This window comes from Streptomyces sp. NPDC057302 (genome assembly GCF_042667685.1).
In the GTDB taxonomy this organism is placed as follows: Bacteria; Actinomycetota; Actinomycetes; order Streptomycetales; family Streptomycetaceae; genus Streptomyces.
On sequence record NZ_JBHUZJ010000009.1, the window covers coordinates 51205 to 69937 of the forward strand.

17 protein-coding genes are annotated in these 18733 nt (G+C 71.1%); 7 read left to right on the top strand and 10 right to left on the bottom strand.

The features are described 5' to 3' along the window. Nucleotides 1-84 precede the first annotated feature (84 nt). The gene (locus tag ACFUPX_RS09610) at nt 85-1371 is read right to left on the bottom strand and encodes an SLC13 family permease (protein ID WP_383318737.1); all 1287 of its coding nucleotides are present in this window, start codon (nt 1369-1371) and stop codon (nt 85-87) included. Nucleotides 1372-1576: 205 nt separating this feature from the next. Here ACFUPX_RS09610 and ACFUPX_RS09615 point away from each other — a divergent pair, with 205 nt between their 5' ends. The 3 genes from ACFUPX_RS09615 (at nt 1577) to ACFUPX_RS09625 (ending at nt 4543) form a co-directional block, all read left to right on the top strand. Beyond that, nucleotides 1577-2284, top strand: a complete 708-nt coding sequence (locus ACFUPX_RS09615) for a FadR/GntR family transcriptional regulator (RefSeq protein ID WP_383318740.1) — start codon at nt 1577-1579, stop codon at nt 2282-2284. A 130-nt stretch (nt 2285-2414) separates the two neighbouring features. Further along, nucleotides 2415-3104: an esterase/lipase family protein gene (locus ACFUPX_RS09620; protein ID WP_383318743.1), complete on the top strand. Its 690-nt coding sequence runs from the start codon at nt 2415-2417 to the stop codon at nt 3102-3104. A 149-nt stretch (nt 3105-3253) separates the two neighbouring features. Next, nucleotides 3254-4543: a YhgE/Pip domain-containing protein gene (locus tag ACFUPX_RS09625; protein WP_383318746.1), complete on the top strand. Its 1290-nt coding sequence runs from the start codon at nt 3254-3256 to the stop codon at nt 4541-4543. A gap of 7 nt (nt 4544-4550) precedes the next feature. Here ACFUPX_RS09625 and ACFUPX_RS09630 read toward each other — a convergent pair whose 3' ends face one another. From ACFUPX_RS09630 to ACFUPX_RS09665, 8 genes are all read right to left on the bottom strand, one after another. Further along, a complete protein-coding gene (locus ACFUPX_RS09630) occupies nt 4551-5609 on the bottom strand; it encodes a YncE family protein (RefSeq protein ID WP_383318749.1) in 1059 nt (352 codons plus the stop codon). A gap of 122 nt (nt 5610-5731) precedes the next feature. Then, nucleotides 5732-6268, bottom strand: a complete 537-nt coding sequence (locus ACFUPX_RS09635) for an NUDIX hydrolase family protein (protein WP_383318752.1) — start codon at nt 6266-6268, stop codon at nt 5732-5734. A 15-nt stretch (nt 6269-6283) separates the two neighbouring features. Continuing rightward, the gene (locus ACFUPX_RS09640; RefSeq protein ID WP_383318755.1) at nt 6284-7348 is read right to left on the bottom strand and encodes an iron-siderophore ABC transporter substrate-binding protein; all 1065 of its coding nucleotides are present in this window, start codon (nt 7346-7348) and stop codon (nt 6284-6286) included. After that, nucleotides 7348-9216: an ABC transporter ATP-binding protein gene (locus ACFUPX_RS09645; RefSeq protein WP_383318758.1), complete on the bottom strand. Its 1869-nt coding sequence runs from the start codon at nt 9214-9216 to the stop codon at nt 7348-7350. Before ACFUPX_RS09645 ends, ACFUPX_RS09640 begins: the two co-directional genes overlap by 1 nt. Beyond that, on the bottom strand, nt 9213-10907 hold the full coding sequence (locus tag ACFUPX_RS09650; RefSeq protein ID WP_383318761.1) for an ABC transporter ATP-binding protein: 1695 nt from the start codon (nt 10905-10907) through the stop codon (nt 9213-9215). Before ACFUPX_RS09650 ends, ACFUPX_RS09645 begins: the two co-directional genes overlap by 4 nt. A gap of 56 nt (nt 10908-10963) precedes the next feature. After that, nucleotides 10964-11830: an ABC transporter ATP-binding protein gene (locus tag ACFUPX_RS09655; RefSeq protein WP_383318764.1), complete on the bottom strand. Its 867-nt coding sequence runs from the start codon at nt 11828-11830 to the stop codon at nt 10964-10966. 4 nt (nt 11831-11834) lie between these two features. Continuing rightward, nucleotides 11835-12911 carry a FecCD family ABC transporter permease gene (locus tag ACFUPX_RS09660; RefSeq protein WP_383318767.1) on the bottom strand — a complete coding sequence of 359 codons (1077 nt, stop codon included), beginning with the start codon at nt 12909-12911 and terminating at the stop codon, nt 11835-11837. 2 nt (nt 12912-12913) lie between these two features. Next, nucleotides 12914-13939: a FecCD family ABC transporter permease gene (locus ACFUPX_RS09665; RefSeq protein ID WP_383318770.1), complete on the bottom strand. Its 1026-nt coding sequence runs from the start codon at nt 13937-13939 to the stop codon at nt 12914-12916. Nucleotides 13940-14156: 217 nt separating this feature from the next. Here ACFUPX_RS09665 and ACFUPX_RS09670 point away from each other — a divergent pair, with 217 nt between their 5' ends. From ACFUPX_RS09670 to ACFUPX_RS09685, 4 genes are all read left to right on the top strand, one after another. Next, entirely contained in the window at nt 14157-14699 is a 543-nt protein-coding gene (locus tag ACFUPX_RS09670; RefSeq protein ID WP_383318773.1) for an FABP family protein, read from the top strand. Between the two features lie 149 nt (nt 14700-14848). Then, nucleotides 14849-15364: a lytic polysaccharide monooxygenase auxiliary activity family 9 protein gene (locus ACFUPX_RS09675; protein ID WP_383318776.1), complete on the top strand. Its 516-nt coding sequence runs from the start codon at nt 14849-14851 to the stop codon at nt 15362-15364. Between the two features lie 85 nt (nt 15365-15449). Then, nucleotides 15450-16529: a dihydrodipicolinate reductase gene (locus ACFUPX_RS09680; RefSeq protein WP_383318778.1), complete on the top strand. Its 1080-nt coding sequence runs from the start codon at nt 15450-15452 to the stop codon at nt 16527-16529. Between the two features lie 5 nt (nt 16530-16534). Further along, complete coding sequence (locus tag ACFUPX_RS09685) at nt 16535-17014, top strand: carboxymuconolactone decarboxylase family protein (RefSeq protein WP_383319041.1); 480 nt, start codon at nt 16535-16537, stop codon at nt 17012-17014. Between the two features lie 31 nt (nt 17015-17045). On the opposite strand, the gene ACFUPX_RS09690 is transcribed toward ACFUPX_RS09685, so the two are convergent. Next, complete coding sequence (locus ACFUPX_RS09690) at nt 17046-18695, bottom strand: GMC oxidoreductase (RefSeq protein ID WP_383318781.1); 1650 nt, start codon at nt 18693-18695, stop codon at nt 17046-17048. Between the last annotated feature and the right edge of the window lie 38 nt (nt 18696-18733).

Below are 18733 nucleotides of genomic sequence, written 5' to 3' on the forward strand. Positions count from 1 at the left end.
GTATCTCCTTGGTCGTCGTCGAGGTGCTTCGAGCTGTCGTCGGTGCGGGCCGCAGGACCGGCCTCGGGTGTTCGAGGGTTGGTCCTACCCGAATCCTGGCACCACGAAGGCGAGCCACACCGCGGCGGGTACCACGGCCACCACGATCCCGCCGTACATCATCAGCTGCCGGAAGAAGCGCTCCCGGTCCACGTCCGGGGCCGCGGCGAGCACCAGCGCGCCGTTGGTCGAGAAGGGGCTGACGTCCACGACGGTCGCGGAGACGGCCAGCGCCGCGATCATGCCGACCGCGCCGATCTCGCCCTGGGCCAGGAACGGCACGGCGAGCGGGATCAGCGCGCCCATGATCCCCACGGAGGAGGCGAAGGCGGAGACGAGCGCCCCGATGTAGCAGAGCAGCAGGGCGGCGAGGAGCGGCACGCCGATGTCGGACACGCCCTCACCGGCCCAGTCGATGGTGCCCATCTCCTCGAGCACGCCGACGTAGGTGAGCACGCCGCAGATCAGCAGGACGGTGGGCCAGGCGATCTCGCCGACGGCCTTGCGGCTGGAGTCGGGCCAGAACGCGCTCAGGATCACGGCCAGGGTGATGGCGCTCAGACCGGCGTCGAGGTCGAAGGCGAGAACGGCGACGACGAGGGCGACCAGAGCGGCGAGGGTCGCGATCTTGGCCGGATCGAGCCGCGAACCCGGCCCGGACTCGGCCGATTTGGCCTCTTCCGGACCGGCGCCGGCCGCCCCGTCCTGCGCCTCGACGGTGCCGAGGCGCCCCAGCTTCAGCCCGCCGAAGAGGACGAACACGACTCCCGCGATGATGACGTTGACGACGAGCGAGGCGAGGAAGAGCGCGACCTCGTTCCCGGGCAGCTTCTCGCGCTCCATGATGCCGTTGACGATCGAGCCGTAGATGCTGATGGGGGAGAAACCGCCGCCCTGCGCCCCGTGCACCACCATGGCGCCCATCAGGAGCGGGCTGATTCCGTACCGGGCGGCGAAGCTCAGGGCGATCGGCGCGACGATCGCGACGGCGGCCGGACTGACCGCGCCGATCGCGGTGAGCGCCGCGGTGATCACGAACATCACCCAGGGGATCAGGACGATCCTGCCGCGCACCAGACGGATGGAGGCATGCACCAGCCAGTCCGTGGTGCCGTTGGCGCGGGCGATGGCGAACAGATAGGTCACACCGACCAGGACGACGAACAGATCGCCGGGGAAACCGGCGAAGATGCCGTCCGCGTCGAGGTCGGCGACCAGTTCACCGACCACGAAGGCAGCGGCGAAGGCGAGCGCGCCCATGTTGATGGAGCGGGTGGTGGCGATCACGAAGACCACCACGAGTACGAGGATGGAGATCAGTTCGGCGGACATCGTGGGCTCCCGTCCCTGGGGCCGACCCTCAGTGGCCAAGTGGCTGAGCCAATTTGGCCGTTGGCGGAACTCAGCGTCGGGGTATCGGTTTCGGCCGTCAAGAGATCGGACGCAAATTGGCTGGACCACTTGGCCACTCGTCCACCGGGTCGGCCGCTGTTAGGCTGCGAATCCATCGGTACGGGGACCGACATGGGGGGTTGGGATGTCTGACGCGCTGCGCCCCATGGGCAGGACGAGGCTGTACGAGCAGGTGCTCGACCGGCTGCGTGCCTACGTCGGAGAGGGCGGCCTGCGCTCCGGTGACCGGCTGCCGCCCGAGCGTGAACTGGCCCAGCGCCTCGGCGTGTCCCGCGCCTCCGTCAAGCAGGCCATCGTCGTACTCGAAGTGCAGGGCCTGGTCGAGGTGCGGCACGGCGGCGGCACCTATCTGGTCAAGGACAGCCTGGACGCCGAGCCCGTGGAGCGGCTCGTGGAGCGCAAGCGGCGGCTGCCCGACGTCCTGGAGGCGCGCGAGGCGCTGGAGACCAAGCTCGCCGAACTGGCCGCCGAGCGGCGCACGGACGAGGACCTGCGCGCGATGCGGGGCGCCCTCGACACCATGGCCCGGGAGATCGAGGCGGGGGAGCACGGCGTCGAGGGCGACCGGCTCTTCCACGCGGCCGTGACCGCGTCCGCGCACAGCGCGCTGCTCGCCGAGTTCATGCGCTCCATCGCCGAGCAGATCACCGAGAGCCGCAACGAATCGCTGCGCCAGGTGCGGCGCCCCGCCCGCTCCCTCGCCCAGCACCACGAGATCCTCGACGCGATCGAGGGCGGCCGTGGCCGGGCGGCGGCAGCAGCGATGCGCCGGCACGTGCGGACGGTCGCGAAGGTGCGCCTCCTGGACTGGAACCCGGAGGACGAGGCGTAGCCCCCGGGCGTACCCGCGGTAACTCCCCTGCCGCACAGGGCTGTTCATTCGGCGGCGCAGACCCCACCATTCTCGGCACCGCTCAGGAGTCACGAGAACGCGGTGACGTCCGCCGACCGAGGGGGAACCCGTGCTGCGCCGATTTTCCGTCCCGCTGACCATCGCGGCCGCCGCCGCCCTGCTGATGCCGCTGACCCCGGCCCAGGCGGACCAGACCCCGGCGGCCGCCCGCACACCAGTGATCTTCGTCCACGGCTACAACGCCGACCCGGGTGTGTGGGGCTCCCTGCGCGAGGACTTCAAGGCGTCCGGCTACACGGACGCCGAGCTGTTCTCCTGGGGGTACGACACCAGCAAGTCGGTGAACGAAGTGCTCTCAGGGAGGTTCGCCGCCTACGTCGACGAGGTGCGCGCGCGGTCGGGCGCCGCCAAGGTGGACATCGTCGCCCACTCCTTCGGCAGCCTCGTCACCCGCTGGTACGTCAAGCACGGCGGCGGCACGGGCAAGGTCGCCCACTGGGCCTCGCTCGCGGGCCCCAACCACGGCACCGCCACGGCCTGGGCCTGCGCCGCCTGGTCCCAGGCGTGCCGTGACATGACACCGGGTTCGTACGTCCAGGACGGGCTCGCGGAGGGCGACGAGACGCCGGGCGACGTCGCGTACGCGACCTGGTGGTCCAACTGCGACGAGGTCATCAACCCCGACAACAGCGTGCCGATCACCGGAGCGGCGAACCACGCGGCGGGCTGCCTGAAACACAACGACCTGCTGGGGGATGACGGAGTGTCACAAGGAGTGCGGGCCTTCGTCGGCGGTTAGCCCGCTTCCTGGTGGGGCCGTGCGGGACTCGTGGGGCCGCGCAGGACTCACGGCGCCATGAAGGACCGGGCGAACCCATTCGCCTGGTCCTTCGCCCCTGAACGTGTTGATCGCCCCGGGTGTCCCACGCGGCGCCCAAGGTGGTCACCATGGACGACGACAACGCTCCCCGGCACACCGGCACCGAGGCCCGCGCCTCCGTGCTCCTGCGCCTCCCCAAGCTGTGGCTGGTGCCCACCGTTCTGGCCGGGCTGCTCGCCCTGCTGCTCTCCCTGCTCTACATGGGCGGCATCATCAGCCCCAACCGCGATCTGCGCGATCTTCCCATCGCCGTCGTCAACTCCGACCAGGGGCAGCCGCCGGCCGGGCAGAAGCAGAACCTGGGGACGCAGGTCGCCCGGACCGTCCTGGACGACACGTCGAGCGACAAGGCCGACTGGCGCGGGCTCACGCGGGCAGAGGCCCAGGACCAGCTCGACTCCGGCAAGATCTACGGCGCCCTGCTCATCCCCGCGAACTTCAGCGACTCCGTCGCCGCGCTCACCACCGCGCGCGCGACCGAGCGGCCGACGATGACGGTGCTGACCAACCCCGGAATGGGCAGCCTCGGTTCCTCCCTGGCGAGCAAGATCGTCACGGCGGCCGCGCAGCAGTCCTCGCAGGCCATCGGCAAGCAGCTCAAGGCGGCAGGCGCCGACAAGGGGGCGAGCGCCACCGCGGGCCTGCTGCTGACCGACCCCGTCGGCATCACCACCCAGGTCGGCCACCCCATCGGCGAGAACAGCGGCCTCGGCCTGAGCGCGTTCTACTACACGCTGCTGCTCGTCCTGGGAGGGTTCCTCGGGGCCAACCTCATCAACATGGGCGTCGACACCGCCCTCGGCTACGCGGACGGCGAGATCGGCCCGTGGCACACCCGCCGCCCGACCGTGCCGATCAGCCGCACCCAGACGCTGCTCCTGAAGATGGCCATGACCGCGGGCATCACCATCCTGACCACCAGCCTGGTCATGCTGGCCACCATCGTCATCCTCGACATGGACGCCACCCACCTGCCGCTGCTGTGGATCTTCTCCTACTGCGCGAGCCTCGCGGTGGGCCTGGGGGTCCAGGCCATCAACGCGGCCTTTGGCGGGATCGGCCAGCTGGTGTCCATGTTCGTGTTCATCGTCCTGGGCCTGCCCTCGTCCGGGGCCACCATCCCGCTGGAGGCGGTCCCCGGCTTCTACCGCTTCCTCGGCATCTTCGAGCCCATGCGCCAGCTCAGCGGGGGCGTCCGCGCCATCCTCTTCTTCGACGCCCGCGCCGATGCCGGCCTCGGCCGCGCCTGGATCATGATCGCGGTCGGCAGCGCGATCGCCATGGCCTTCGGTTTCGCGATGACCCGCTACTACGACCGCAAGGGGCTGCACCGGATGACTCCGCAGCCCTCGCCCTGAACCCGCGTCAGCGGCCCAGGCGCACGCGGGTCAGCAGATCCTCGCCCGCGGGACCGGATGCCGACTTGTCGACCACGTACGCGTGCCCCTCGGCCACGTGGACGTGGTTGGGGTTCGCGCCGGTCGCCACGGACTTCACGACGGCGCCCTTCCGCGGGTCGACGACCGTGACGGTGGCGGTGGTGCGGTTGACGGCCAGGACATGCCCCGAACGCCGGTCGACGGCGACGGACTTGGTGCCCCCGCCGGTGGCCACGGACTTCACGACGGCGCCTTTGCGCAGATCGACGACCGTGACGGTGCCGGAGGTCTGGTCGGCGGTGTAGGCGGTGCGGCCGTTCTTGGAGAGGGCGATGGAGAGCGGTCCCTTGCCGGCCGGGATGAGGCGCGGGCCCGCGGCCTTGGGGGAGACCTCGATGATCCGGGCGCCGTGGTAGTCGGCGGCGTACACCGCACCGGTCCGCTCGTTCACGGTGATGCCCGTCGGGCCGGTGCCGGGGACGGTGACGCGCTTCTTCTCCTTGAAGGTGGCGGAGTCGAACGCGACGAGGCTGCCGTCGGCGAAGGAACTCGCCCACACCGTGTCGCGCCGCTCGTCGACGACTATCTCGCGGGCGTGGTTCACGTTCGCCAGCGTGGCCAGGCGCTTGCCGGTGCGCTGGCTGTAGACGGCGACGGAGTTGTCGCGGGTGTTGGTCGTCCAGACGGTGTTGTGCTCGTCGTCCACGGCTATTCCGTAGACCGACTCGACGGCGCCGGTGGCCGCGTCGGTGACCGGCGGCGCGTACGCCTTCTCGACCTTCAGCGTGTCCGGGTCGACCCTCAGCAGCCGGGAGTCGGTGACGGTGGCGGGCGGCATGCCCACGGAGGAGGTCATCCAGAGCGCGTCGTTCCGCTCGGAGTACGCGGACTGGTACAGGCCTTGCCTGACCGGCGCCGACGCGGTGGGCGAGCCGGTCTCGGCGGCCTCGGCACGCGCGGTGCCGGCCGAGACCAGCGCACCTCCCGCGGCGAGCGACACGGTGATCGCGGTGGTACGGCGGGCCCGGCGGATGGTTGAGCTCATGCTGCGTCGATCTCCTTGGCAGATGCGCCTCCGGAGGGAGGCACTCGCCGATCAACTTAGCCGAGCCTTACCTAATCCGTCATGCCTCTCTCCGTGCCTTTCCCCGGGACTCCGCGCATCCCTCAGGACAGGCAACCGGCGTGCGCGAGGGCCTGCTTGAGCAGGACGCCGTGGCCGCCGGGCATCTCGTGCTGGACCACCTCGGAGGAGGCCTCCTGCGGACTGAACCAGGCCAGGTCCAGAGCGTCCTGACGGGGACGGCAGTCACCGGCGACCGGGACGATGTAGGCGAGGGACACCGCGTGCTGGCGGGGGTCGTGGAAGGGCGTGATGCCCTGGGTCGGGAAGTACTCGGCGACGGTGAAGGGCTGGAGCGAGGCCGGGACGCGGGGGAGCGCCGCCGGGCCGAGGTCCTTCTCCAGGTGGCGCAGCAGGGCGTCCCGGACCCGCTCGTGGTGCAGGACCCGGCCGGAGACCAGGGAGCGGCTGACCGCCCCGTCCCGGCCCATGCCCAACAGGAGTCCGATGCTGGTGACTTCTCCGTTGTCGTCGACGCGCACCGGCACGGCCTCGACGTACAGGATCGGCATGCGTGAACGGGCCTGCTCGAGCTCGTCGGAGGTCAGCCAGCCGGGCGTGGTTTCGGTCGTGTCAGACATCGGCTGATCATACGTTCACTGGCTCCCGGCGTGCTGCTTCACCTTCGTCGCGGTGTCGCCGTCGACGGCCGAGGCCAGCTGCGGCACCAGGCGTTCCAGCATGTACGGCAGGCTCAGGACCGACACGAACGAGACGGAGTTGCCGTAGTCGCTCGCCTCCGCGACATAGACCTCACGGTCCTCCTTGGCCACGTCCAGGTCGCCGTAGAGGGGGTTCTTGTCGAGCTTGGCCTCGTCCTTCGCCGGGTCCGTCGCGATCCACACGATCGCGTCGGTGTCCAGGAGATCGGTGCGCTCCTTGCTGATGTTGGCGCCGAACTCGTCGCCGATGACCTTGTCCAGGTCGCCCGGGAGCGTGAAGCCGAGGCCGGCGAGCACCCGGGAGCGGGGGTCCTGGCTGCCGAAGGCGAAGATTCCCTCGTACGGGGTGGCCATCACGGCGCTGGACCCGGCGAAGTCCGGGTTCTCCTCGGCCGCGGTCTTGAAGTCGGCCTCGACGCCCGTCACCAGCTTCTTCGCCTTGGCCTCCTGGCCGAGCGCCTTGCCGATCGTCTTGGTCTGCTGCTGCCACGGGACCCCGAAGTCGTTGTACTCCTTCGGCTGCGCCACCACCGGCGCGAACTTCGACAGGGTCGTGTACTGCTCCTTGGTCAGGCCTCCGTAGACGGCCAGGATCAAGTCCGGGCGCAGGGCGGCGATCTTCTCCGTCTGCGGTCCCGTGCCGGTGTCCTTCAGGACGGTCGGCGCCTTGGCGCCGCCGAGCTCGTCGGTGGCCCAGGGGCCGATGGCGCCCTTGTAGCCGCCGAGCCACTCGGTCGTGCCGACGGGCACCTTGCCCAGGGCGAGCACGGCGTCCTGGTCGGTGAGGCCGACCGTGACGATCCGCTTGGGTTCCGCCTTGACGGTGGTGCTGCCGTACTTGTGCGCGATGGACACCGGGAAGGCGCCGTTCGCGGACCCGGCGTCGTCCGAGCCCGTGTCGGAACCGTCCCCGGAGCCACAGGCCGTGGCGGTGCCGAGAAGGAGGAGAGCGGCGGCGAACGCCGTGGCGAGGCGGGTGCGTCTGGCAGAGACGGGCATCAGTCGTCGTCCTTCACGGTGGTGGTGTCGGGTCCAGCACGGTGCGTGGGGGTCTTCGGGGCGTCCTTGCCGGTCGCGGTGCGGGTGCCGGACCACGCCTGCCACAGGGAGGCGTAGGGCCCGGAGCCTTCGCGCAGTTCATCGTGGGTGCCGCTCTCCACGATCCGGCCGCCCTCCATGACGACGATCCGGTCCGCCGTCGCGGCCTGGATCAGGCGGTGCGCGACGACGAGCGCGGTGCGTCCCTCGACCGCGCGGCCCGCGGCCTTCTCCAGGAGCCGCGCGCCGGTGCTTCCGGCCTCGGCCGTCGCCTCGTCGAGCACGGCCACCGGCGGATCGGCCAGCATCAGCCGGGCCAGGGCGAGTTGCTGGACCTGGGCGGAGGTGAGGCGGTGGCCTCCGTCGCCCACGACGGTGTCCAGGCCGCCGGGCAGCGCCTCGACCCACTCCAGCGCGTCGACGTCGGTCAGCGCGGTGCGCAGCTCGTCGTCCGTGGCATCGGGGTGGGCCAGGCGCAGATCGTCCGCGAGGGGCCCGGCGAAGACGTGCGTCTCCTGGGTGACGAGGGCCACCGGCAGCCCGCTGCCCCGGCCGGGCGTCCCGGTCAGGTGAATCGAGCCGGAGGTCGGCCGGTGCACCCCCGCGATGAGCTTGGCGAGGGTGGTCTTGCCCGCACCGCTCGGGCCGACGAGGGCCACCCGCTCCCCGGCCCGGAGCGTGAGGTCCACGTTCCGCAGGACGGGACGGCCGGGTACGTACGCGTGGTCGATGCCGGTCACGGTGACGGTGCCGTCGGGCGCCGCGCCGGGCTCCCGCCGCCGCGTCGCCGTGTCCTGGGCGCGCGCGGGCTGCGGGGTCGGCTCGTCGGCGACCCCGACGAGGCGGGCGAGCGAGGCCGTCGCGGACTGGGCGTCGTCCAGGAGTACGAGTGCGGAGTTGACCGGCGTGAACAGGCTGTGGAAGTAGAGCGCGGCGGCGGTCGCGGTGCCGATGGAGACCGAGTCCGAGCGGACCAGGAGGAAACCGGTGACGAGGACCGCGGCGAGGCCGGTGTACTCGGCGACGTGCAGCCGGTTGTAGAAGTCCAGGACCAGCCGGATGCCGCGCATCTTCAGCGCGACCGCGGTCGACGAACGCCGGGTCACCCGCGCGGTGTGCTCCTCCTCGATCCGAAAGCCCCGCACGGTGCCCGCCCCGGCGATGGTGTCGAGCAGCTGCTGCTGCTGGGCCCCGGTGGCGATGCGCTGCTGGGCGTAGAGGGGGACGGCATGGCGGACGTACCAACGGGCGGTGGACGCCTGGACGGGCACCGCGAGGAGGGCCGCGAGAAGGAAACGCCAGTCGAGCGCCGCCATCGCGGCCAGCGTGAGGAAGATGGCGAGCAGCGAACGGGCCAGTTCGGGCAGGGCACTGCGCACCGCCTCGCCCACCACCGAGACGTCCCGGGTCACCCGCGCGGTGAGGTCTCCCGCGCCGGCCTTCTCCACCTGTTCGAGGGGCAGCCGCAGGGCCTTCTCCACGAACCGCTCGCGCAGCTGCGCGAGCACGGTCTCGCCGAGCCGGGAGACGAGCGAGAGGCCGAGCGAAGTGGTCCCGCCGTGTGCGAGGGCGATCAGGACCAGCAGGACGACCGGCAGCGTGAGGTCTCCCGCCGGGCGGTGGTCGGCGACCAGGTCGACGATGCGGCCGAGTACCGGCTGGACGAGCAGTCCCACAGCGGTCGCCGCGATCATCACCGCGAAGCCGCCGAGGGCCAGGCCCCGGTGCGGGCGCACCAGCTCGCGGACCGCGGCGCGGGTGCGGACTGCGGTGGCGGTGGGGAGCAGCTCGCGGGTGTCCGTCTGCTGCTCTGCCGAGGAATCGTTCATGCCAACACCGCCGTGCGATAGGCCTCATGACGCTGGATCAGGTCGGCGTGCGGGGCCGTGTCGGTGACCCGTCCGCCGTCCAGGAGCACCACCCGGTCGGTGACCGAGAGGAGCGCGGGGCTCGTGGTCACCAGGACCGTGGTGCGGCCCTTGCGGATCTCGCGCAGCCCCGCGGCGATGCGGGCCTCGGTCACGGCGTCGACCGCGGTGGTCGGATCGTGGACCACCAGGACGGGCCGTTCGGCCGCGAGGGCACGGGCCAGGGCGACCCGTTGGCGCTGCCCGCCCGAGAGCGAGTGGCCGCGCTCGCCGACCGGCGTGTGCTCGCCGTCCGGCAGTGTCTGGGCGACCTGCGTCACTCCGGCCGCCGCCATCGCCTGTTCCGGGGCCGCGCCGTCGGGCGCCGCCGCCGTGACGTTCTCGCGGACGGTGCCGGCGAAGAGGTCCGCGTCGTGATCGGCGACGAGCATCGCCGTGCGCAGTTCGGCCGGGTCGAGGTCGCGCAGGGGTATGCCGTCCAGTTCCACAGTCCCGGTGTCGGGATCGGACCGCCGGGCCAGGCAGCGCAGCAGGTCGTTGGCGTGCGCGGGGTCGGTGGCGACCACGCCGAGCAGTTCGCCGGGCGCGATGTCCAGATCCACCCCGCGCAGCCCGCCGTGCCGTACGCCGTCGAGCCGGACGGCGCCGCGCACCGGCTGGGGCAGGCTCCGGTCCCCGGCGGTGACGGTGGGCGCGGTGGCGACGACCTCCGCGATCCGGGTGGCCGAGGCCCGGCCCTGGGCGAGCTCGGCGTTGACCCAGGCGAGCGTCTCCAGGGGGCCGATCAGGAAGAGCGCGAGGCCGACCGCCGAGACCAACTCGCCCAGGCTGATGCTGCCCTGGGCGGCGAGCCTGCCGCCGACGAGCGCGACGGCGGCGATCAGGCACCCGGTCAGGGCGAGGACCACACCGCTCTGGAAGGCCTGGGCGCGGGCCGCCTTCAGGGTGGCCCCGAGGGAGTCGCGGCTGGTGGTGCGGTAGCGGGCGATGGCGGCCGACTCGCCGCCGATGCCCTTGAGTATGCGCAGGCCCGTCACGAGGTCGGCGGCGACGGCCGACGCGTGGGCGGCGCGCTCCTGCTCGGCCTCGCTGCGGCTCTCCAGGGGCTTGCTCAGGAGGTGCCCGAGCCAGAGCAGGACCGGCGTGCCGAGCAGGACGACGAGGCCGAGCGTCAGCGACATGCGCAGCAGGACGACGGCGCAGGTGAGGATGCCGGTGAGTGCCGAGATCCCGGACATCAGGGCCATGTTGACGGCGCCGACCCGCTTGGCGTCCTCGGTCGCGATGTTGGCCAGGGCGCCGGGAAGGCGGCCTTCCTCGGCGCCGCCGCCGGGGTCGAGTATGCGGCGTACGAGGGATATGCGAAGAGTGTGCTCGGCGCGGGCGGCGGCACGCTCACCGGCCATGGCGCCGAAGCGGAAGCTCAGCGCGAGCGCCACGTAGCCGACGGCGAGTACGCCGAGGCAGACGAGCAGGGCGCCGGTGTCGGAGTCGGTGACGGCCTGGTCGATCGCGACGCCGATCAGGACGGGGACAAGGGCCTCGCCGATCTGGTGGCCGGAACCCAGCAGGGAGCCGACGGCGACATCGCGCCGCTGCCCCCGTACCGAATCTCTCAGGACGTCCCGGCCCGACGGACTTGAAGTACTCACCCGCCACCTCTCCAGGGCTGGTCAACGACAGTGCGGAAAATCTAGGTGAGGCTACCCTAAGTTGATTCCCCGTGGTGACGGCCCATGGGAATGACCAGTGGCGTACCACTGACCGGGTCCGGCGTGATGCGGCACTTCAGGTCGAAGACGTCCCGCACGAGGTCTGCGGTGACGACCTCGGCCGGGGTGCCCTCGGCGGCGATCCGCCCCGCCTTCATGGCGACGACGTGATCGGCGTAGCGGCAGGCCTGATTGAGGTCGTGCAGCACCATCACGACGGTGCGGTTCTCGCGGCGGTTGAGGTCGGTGATCAGGTCGAGTACGTCGATCTGGTGGGCCAGGTCGAGATAGGTGGTCGGCTCGTCGAGGAGCAGTACGGGGGTGCCCTGGGCGACCGCCATGGCGATCCAGGCGCGTTGGCGCTGCCCGCCGGAGAGCTCGTCCACGGGACGGTCCGCGAGATCGGTCATGCCGGTCGCGGCCAGCGCCTCGTGGACGGCGTGCTCGTCGGACTTCGACCACTGGCGCCACCAGGTCTGATGCGGTGAACGGCCGCGGTTGACCAGGTCGATGACGGTGAGGCCCTCAGGCGCGACCGGGCTCTGCGGCAGGATGCCCAGGCGCTGGGCCAGCTCGCGGCTCGGCAGGGAGTGCAGGGCGCGGCCGTCCAGGTGGATGCTGCCGTCGAGGGGCGCGAGCAGCCGGGCCATGGCGCGCAGGAGGGTGGACTTGCCGCACGCGTTGGCGCCCACGATGGCCGTGATGCGGCCCGGCGGGACGGACAGGTCGAGGCCGTCCACCACCAGGCGGTTGCCGTAGGCCAGGCGCAGGCCGCCGGCCCGCAGCCCCACGTCGGCGGCCGGAGCGGGTCCGGCGGGGGCGGGGTCGGTCGACAGCGAGTCAGCCGGAGTGTCAGCCGACATGGGATCAACCTCCTGAGCCCGCGCGGTTGGCGCGGGCGAGCAGCCAGAGCAGGATCGGCGCGCCGAGCACGCCGGTGACGATTCCGACCGGCAGTTCCGTGCCGGAGACGAGGGTGCGGGCGATGAGGTCACTGCCGAGGACCACCACGGCCCCGGTCAGCCCCGACGCGAGGGTGGGGGGCCACGCGGTGCGGGCCAGGCGCTGGATGATCTGCGGCGCGGCGAGCGCCACGAAGGCCACCGGTCCTGCGGAGGCGGTGGCGAAGGCGACGAGCCCGACACCGCAGAGCAGTACGGCCAGGCGCACCGGCTGCACCCGCGTGCCGAGCCCGGTGGCCACGTCGTCGCCCAGCTGGAGGGTGCGGACAAGACGCCCGAGCAGCAGCGCCGACGGCAGCAGCACCGCGAGCGCGAGGGCGAGCGGCCCGACCTGGCCCCACGTACGCCCGTTGAGATTGCCGACCAGCCAGCCCAGTGCGGCCTGCGCCTGGAACCGCCCGCCCTTGGCCACGAGATAGTCGGTCGCGCTGGTGCAGATCCAGGCCACTCCGATGCCGACCAGGATGATCCGGTAGCCGGTGGCGCCGCGGCGCCAGGCCAGGGCGTACACGATGAGCGCCGTCGCGAGGGCGCCGAGCAGCCCGAGCGCCTGGGTGCCCAGGCCGCCGTCCCAGCCGAGGATGATCCCCGCGACGACGGCGGTGCCCGCGCCCTGCGTCAGGCCGATCATGTCGGGGCTGGCCAGCGGATTGCGGGTCATGGTCTGGAACAGCGCGCCGGACATGCCGAAGGCGACCCCGGCGAGCAGCCCGACCAGGGCGCGGGGCAGCCGCAGTTCCTGGACCACGAGTACGGTGCCCGGATCGCCGGAGCCGGCCAGCGCGCGCACGACGTCGGCGAAGGCGATCGGGTAGTCGCCGATCGTCAGGCCCCAGCAGAACAGCAGGAAGCAGCTGACGGCGAGCACCGCTCCCAGCGCCACGAGCCGGGGACGGATGATCCCGGAGACGGGCGGCACGGCCAGCCGATAGGTCCGATAGGTCCGATAGGACTGGTGGGTCCGGTGGGTCGAACCACTCATCGTCACACCTCCGACAGATGGCGCCGGCGGACCATGGCGATGAAGAACGGGCCCCCGATGAAGGCGACGACGACACCCGCCTGGATCTCGGTGGGCCGTGCGACGAGGCGTCCGACGATGTCGGCGGCGAGCAGCAGGCACGGGGCGAGCACCGCCGAGAGCGGAAGCAGCCAGCGGTGGTCCGGGCCGATCCCCGCCGACCGGGCGAGCACCCGGGCGACATGGGGAACGATCAGCCCGATGAAGACCACGGGTCCGATCACCGCGACCGCCGCCCCGGTGAGGAGCGTGACCGCGGTGACCCCCTGGAGCCGGACGAGGCCGAGCCGCCGGCCGAGCGAGGCCGCCACGTCGTCGCCGAGCGCCAGGCTGTTGAGGGCCGGGGCGCAGGCCAGGGCGAGGGCCGTGCCCACGGCGATGAAGGGCAGGATCCGCAGGACCGTGGCGCCGTCCTGGTCGGCCATCGAACCGGCGGAGAAGAAGCGGTAGCGGTCGAGCGCGTCGGGGTCGGTGAGCGCGATCGCGCTGGTGAGGGAGGAGAGCAGCGAGGTCACCGCGACACCGGCGAGCGCCAGTTTGACCGGCGTCAGGCCGGAGCGGCCCAGCCTGCCGAGGAGATAGACCAGGACGCTCGCCACGAGGGCGCCCGCGAAGGCGAACCAGACGTACCCGTGGAACGAGCCGACGCCGAGCACCCCGACGGCCAGGACGATGGCGAAGGAGGCACCGGCGCTGACGCCGAGGATGCCCGGGTCCGCGAGTGGATTGCGGGTCAGGGCCTGCATGAGCGCGCCGGAGAGACCGAGGGCGGCGCCCGCCGCGAGGCCGAGCGTGGTGCGCGGCACGCGGGCCGACCAGACGATGTTCTCCACGAGCCTGCTCGGCGCGTGGCCGAAGAGCGCGCGCACGACCTGGTCCGGCGGAACATTGGCCGCGCCGAGGCCGATCGACAGCACGCAGAGCGCGGCCAGAACGGCGCAGAGCAGCGCCACGAGAAGGGCTGGACGGAGCCTTCCGCTGCGCGTCACCTTGCGGTCTCCAACAGCCAACTCCCTTGGGGGAAACGGAACTTGGGCGTGGTGTGCGGGTGCGCGGACCGCCGAAGCCGGGACGGTCGATTAGGTTACCCTAACTTTTCGGCCACCGCCGGTGCGGGCTCCCGTCGCTGCCGCTGCCCCGCTGCCCATGACTCTGTGGGCCCCTAGGCTGCTTCCGGCACCGACCCCTGACCCTGGAGCGCACACCGTGTTCGACCCCGCACCGGAGCACCCGTACCCCGACGGCCACCGACCGGACGAGGCGCCGACGCCACACGCGCTGCTGGCGCCCGTGCTCGGCCTGCTGGGTACCTGGCACGGCCGGGGCCGCGGCGAGTACCCGACCCTCGACGCGGACTTCACGTACGCCCAGGAGGTCACCTTCAGCCACGACGGCCGCCCCTTCCTGCGCTACGAGGCCAGGGCCTGGCTGCTCGACGCCGACGAGGCGCCGCTGCGGCCGTCCGCCCGGGAGAGCGGCTGGTGGCGGCTCCAGCCCGACGGCCGGGTGGAGGCGCTGATCACCCAGCCCACCGGCATCGCGGAGATCGCGGTGGGCCGGGCGAGCGGCGGCACGATCGACCTCTCCACCAGCGAAGTCGCCGGCACCCCCACCGCCAAGGAGGTCAAGGCCACCCGCCGCCGCTACACGCTCACCGACGACGGCGCACTCACCTTCGTCCACGACCTCGAAGCGGTCGGCCAGCCGCTGCAGCACCACCTGTCGGCACAGCTGCGCCACCGGGCCTAGAACGCCGCCTCCGCTTCCCGCACGTGGCCCAAAAGCAGCCTTGACCGAGGCCCGCCAAAGTCTATGGTCTGGACTAATCGGCCATCGCGAACATCTGGCCCCAGCTCTTCACGCACACCCCCACTCAGCAGCGCCGTGAAGGAGTACGCATGCACAGGAAGCGGAAGTTGGCCGCCATGATCGGTGCGGGTCTCGCACCGGTCCTCGCCCTCACCCTGCCGACCGGTTCGGCCAGCGCGCACGGATACGTCAACGCACCGGCCAGCCGGCAGGCACAGTGCGCCTCGGGCACGGTCTCGTGCGGAGAGATCAAGTGGGAACCCCAGAGCGTCGAGGGCCCCAAGGGCCTGCGCAGTTGCAGCGGCGGCAACGCGAGGTTCGCGGAGCTGAACGACGACAGCAAGGGGTGGAAGGTCAGCAACGTCAGCAGGACGCAGACCTTCACCTGGACGTTCACCGCACGGCACCGCACCGCGAACTACGAGTACTTCGTCGACGGCACGAAGGTCGCGACGATCGACGGCGGCAACCAGCAGCCGCCCGCCACCGTCTCGCACCAGGTCAACCTCGGCAGCGCCACCGGCAGGCACAAGGTGCTCGCCGTCTGGAACATAGGCGACACGTCGAACGCCTTCTACGCGTGCATCGACGTGAACATCCGCTGAGGCCCGCGTCCTCCAGCGTCCCCGGCGGAAATCTCTCCGGTCATGGCCCTATGAACTGATACGCCCTCTGGTTACCCTCCGCCGCATGATTTCCACGGTTGTCTGGGGTACCGGAAATGTCGGCCGCGCGGCCATCCGTGCCGTCGAGGCCCACCCGGCGCTGAAGCTCACGGCCGTGCTCGTCCACAGTCCCGACAAGGTCGGCCGCGACGCGGCCGACCTCGCCGGGCTCGACGGGCAGTTGGGCGTCGCCGCCACCGACGACATCGACGCGGTCCTTGCGGCCTCGCCCCAGGCGGTGGTGTACGCGGCCTCCGGCGACATCCGCCCCGACGAGGCCCTCGACGACGTCGGCCGGGCGATCCGGGCCGGAGCCGTCGTCGTCACCCCCGCGCTCTACGCGCTCTACGACCAGCGCAACGCCCCGCCGGAGCTGCGCGATCCGATCGTCGCCGCCGTCGCGGACGGCGGCGGTTCGCTCTTCGTCTCCGGTGTCGACCCCGGCTGGGGCAACGACGTACTGCCCCTACTGATCAGCGGACTCGGCAGCACCGTCGACGCGATCCGCTGCCAGGAGATCTTCGACTACTCCACGTACGACCAGGAGGACTCCGTACGCCACCTGATCGGCATGGGGCATCCGATGGACTACGAGCCCCTGATGCTCGCCGAGACCGTCCCGACCATGGTGTGGGGCGGCCAGATACGGCTGATGGCCAGGGCGCTGGGCGTCGAACTCGACGACATCCGCGAGACGTTGGAGCGACGCGCGCTCGACACCTCGGTGAGCACCCGGACGATGGGCGACTTCGAGGCGGGCACCCAGGGCGCGGTGCGGTTCGAGGTGCAGGGCATCGTCGGGGGAGAGCCCCGCATCGTCATCGAGCACGTCACCCGCATCCACCCCTCCTGCGCACCGGACTGGCCCGCGCCACCGGACGGCGCGGGCGCGCACCGGGTCATCATCGAGGGCCGCCCGCACATCGAGGTGACGGTCGAGGCCACCGACGAGGGCGAGAACCGCTCGGCGGGCGGCAACGCCACCGCGGTCGGCCGCCTGGTCGGCGCCATCGACTGGCTGGTGGCCGCGGAACCCGGACTCTACGACGCGCTCGACGTCCCGCTGCGCCCCGTGACAGGCAAGCTCGGAAGGAGTCAGAAATGAGCGCGATGAACATAGACATTCCCGAGGGGCAGGAACCTATCGGGTACGTGTGGGGCGAGATGGTCCCCGGGATCGGCATGGCCGCCGCGAACTTCTCCCTGTCGGTGTACGAGCACACGACCCTGGGGCTGCGGGAGTTCGAGGCCGCGCGGCTGCGTGTCGCGCAGATCAACGGGTGCCTGTTCTGCCTCGACTGGCGCACCGAGCGCGAGGGTCGGAAGGTCGAGGAGGAGTTCCCCGAAGCGGTGACCCAGTGGCGTACCACCGACGCCTTCGACGACCGGACCCGCCTTGCCGCCGAGTACGCCGAGCGGTACGCCCTGGATCACCATGGCCTCGACGAGGAGTTCTGGACGCGGATGACCGCGCACTACAGCCAGCACGAGATCGTGGAGCTGAGCATGAGCATCGGCTCCTGGCTGGCGTTCGGCCGACTCAACCATGTGCTCGGCCTCGACGCGGTGTGCGTCCTGCCGGGACACTGACGCGCCGTGCCCCGGCACCGAGGAGTCGTGGCTACAGATCGGAAGCGATGATCTTCTCGATGTTCCGTTCGGCGAGCGCTGTGATGGTGACGAACGGGTTGACGCTCGTGTTGCCGGGGATCAGCGAGCCGTCGATGACGTACAGGCCCGAATAGCCGTGCAGACGGCCGTAGTTGTCGGTGGCCTTGTTCAGGACGGCGCCGCCGAGCGGGTGGTAGGTGAGGTGGTCGCCCCAGATCTTGTACGTGCCGAACAGATCGGTGCGGTAGATCGTCCCCTCCTTCGAGTTGATCTTGTCGAAGATGGTCTTGGCGGCGTCGATGGACGGCTGCTTCCAGGCCGTCTGCCAGTTCAGCTCCGCCTTGCCCGCCGAGGCGTTCCAGGAGAAGGAGGCGCGGTTCGGGTTCTTGGTGATCGAGAGGTAGAACGACGCGTACGTCTCGATCCCGGTGGGCAGCGGCGCGACCTCGGCGAACGCGCCCCCGGCCGCCCAGTTGTCGATGCCGCCCGTGGGGATGGACGACTGGACCTTGCCCGTCGGGTCCCACAGGTGGTTGGCGCGCCCGCACATGACGTTGCCGTTGTCGCCCCAGCCCTTGCCGACCTCCCCGTTCAGCTGGGGCAGTGCGCCGGTGGCTTTCAGTTTGACCAGTAGTTTGCTGGTGCCGACGCTGCCTGCCGCGAAGAACACCCTGGTCGCGTTCACGCTCTTGGTGGCGGTGGTGGCGCCGCTGGTGTTGAGCTGCTCGATGACGACGGTGTAGCCGCCGCCGGACGCGGGGGAGACCGTGGTGACCCTGTGCAGCGGGGAGATGGTGACCTTGCCGGTCGCTTTGGCCTTGGCGATGTAGGTCTTCTGGAGCGACTTCTTCCCGTAGTTGTTGCCGTAGAGGATCTCTCCGGCGACCGCCGACTTGGGGACCGTCCCCGCCGCCTCCTGCTTCATGTAGTCCCAGTCGTAGACGCCGGGCACGAAGACGAACGGGAAGCCGGAACGCTGGGCGTGCTTACGGCCGACGCGCGAGTACTGGTAGCAGTCGACGCTGTCGAACCAGGCCGGGTCGATGGTGCTGACGCCGAGACCGGCGTTGGCGCGCGGGTAGTAGGTGGAGTACATCTCGTCGGCGTTGACCGAGGGGAGGATCGCGCCGAAGTTCTCGCGCTTGGGCGTGACCGCCATGCCGCCGTTGACCAGTGAGCCGCCGCCGACCCCGCGGCCCTGATAGACGATGATCCCGCCCATCTCCTCGGCGTCGAGGATCCCGGTGTAGCGGGGGATGTCCTTGTCGATGGGGAAGCCGAGGAAGTTGCTCAGGGGCTGTTTGGTCCTGGTGCGCAGCCAGTAGGAGCGGCCGTCGGGCGAGGTCGTGTGGGCGAAGATCTTGCCGTCGGAGCCGGGGGTGTCCCAGGCCATGCCCATCTCGATCATGTTGACGTCGACGCCCGCCTGGGCGAGACGCAGGGCGGCGACGGAGCCGCCGTACCCGGTGCCGATCACCAGGACGGGGACGCGGGCTCCGTCGACGATGGGGCCGGCCGCCGCTGTGGCGTCTGTCTGAGCGGCGGCGGGGATGGCCTGAGCGGAGAGGGTTACGGCACCCAGAATAGAACCAGTTCCAGCTATGAATCTTCGCCGTGTGACGCCCTCTGAAGCGGTAATGCGCGTGGTAGTGCCACTCATGTGACGTTCCTCACTCTCGTAGGAATGGGAACGAGTTC

Excerpts from the sequence above, each read along its gene's own strand:
- ACFUPX_RS09610 (WP_383318737.1), bottom strand. The coding sequence starts at position 1,371 with ATGTCCGCCGAACTGATCTCCATCCTCGTACTCGTGGTGGTCTTCGTG.
- ACFUPX_RS09615 (WP_383318740.1), top strand. The coding sequence starts at position 1,577 with ATGTCTGACGCGCTGCGCCCCATGGGCAGGACGAGGCTGTACGAGCAG.
- ACFUPX_RS09625 (WP_383318746.1), top strand. The coding sequence starts at position 3,254 with ATGGACGACGACAACGCTCCCCGGCACACCGGCACCGAGGCCCGCGCC.
- ACFUPX_RS09630 (WP_383318749.1), bottom strand. The coding sequence starts at position 5,609 with ATGAGCTCAACCATCCGCCGGGCCCGCCGTACCACCGCGATCACCGTG.
- ACFUPX_RS09635 (WP_383318752.1), bottom strand. The coding sequence starts at position 6,268 with ATGTCTGACACGACCGAAACCACGCCCGGCTGGCTGACCTCCGACGAG.
- ACFUPX_RS09640 (WP_383318755.1), bottom strand. The coding sequence starts at position 7,348 with ATGCCCGTCTCTGCCAGACGCACCCGCCTCGCCACGGCGTTCGCCGCC.
- ACFUPX_RS09645 (WP_383318758.1), bottom strand. The coding sequence starts at position 9,216 with ATGAACGATTCCTCGGCAGAGCAGCAGACGGACACCCGCGAGCTGCTC.
- ACFUPX_RS09655 (WP_383318764.1), bottom strand. The coding sequence starts at position 11,830 with ATGTCGGCTGACACTCCGGCTGACTCGCTGTCGACCGACCCCGCCCCC.
- ACFUPX_RS09660 (WP_383318767.1), bottom strand. The coding sequence starts at position 12,911 with ATGAGTGGTTCGACCCACCGGACCCACCAGTCCTATCGGACCTATCGG.
- ACFUPX_RS09675 (WP_383318776.1), top strand. The coding sequence starts at position 14,849 with ATGCACAGGAAGCGGAAGTTGGCCGCCATGATCGGTGCGGGTCTCGCA.
- ACFUPX_RS09680 (WP_383318778.1), top strand. The coding sequence starts at position 15,450 with ATGATTTCCACGGTTGTCTGGGGTACCGGAAATGTCGGCCGCGCGGCC.
- ACFUPX_RS09685 (WP_383319041.1), top strand. The coding sequence starts at position 16,535 with ATGAACATAGACATTCCCGAGGGGCAGGAACCTATCGGGTACGTGTGG.
- ACFUPX_RS09690 (WP_383318781.1), bottom strand. The coding sequence starts at position 18,695 with ATGAGTGGCACTACCACGCGCATTACCGCTTCAGAGGGCGTCACACGG.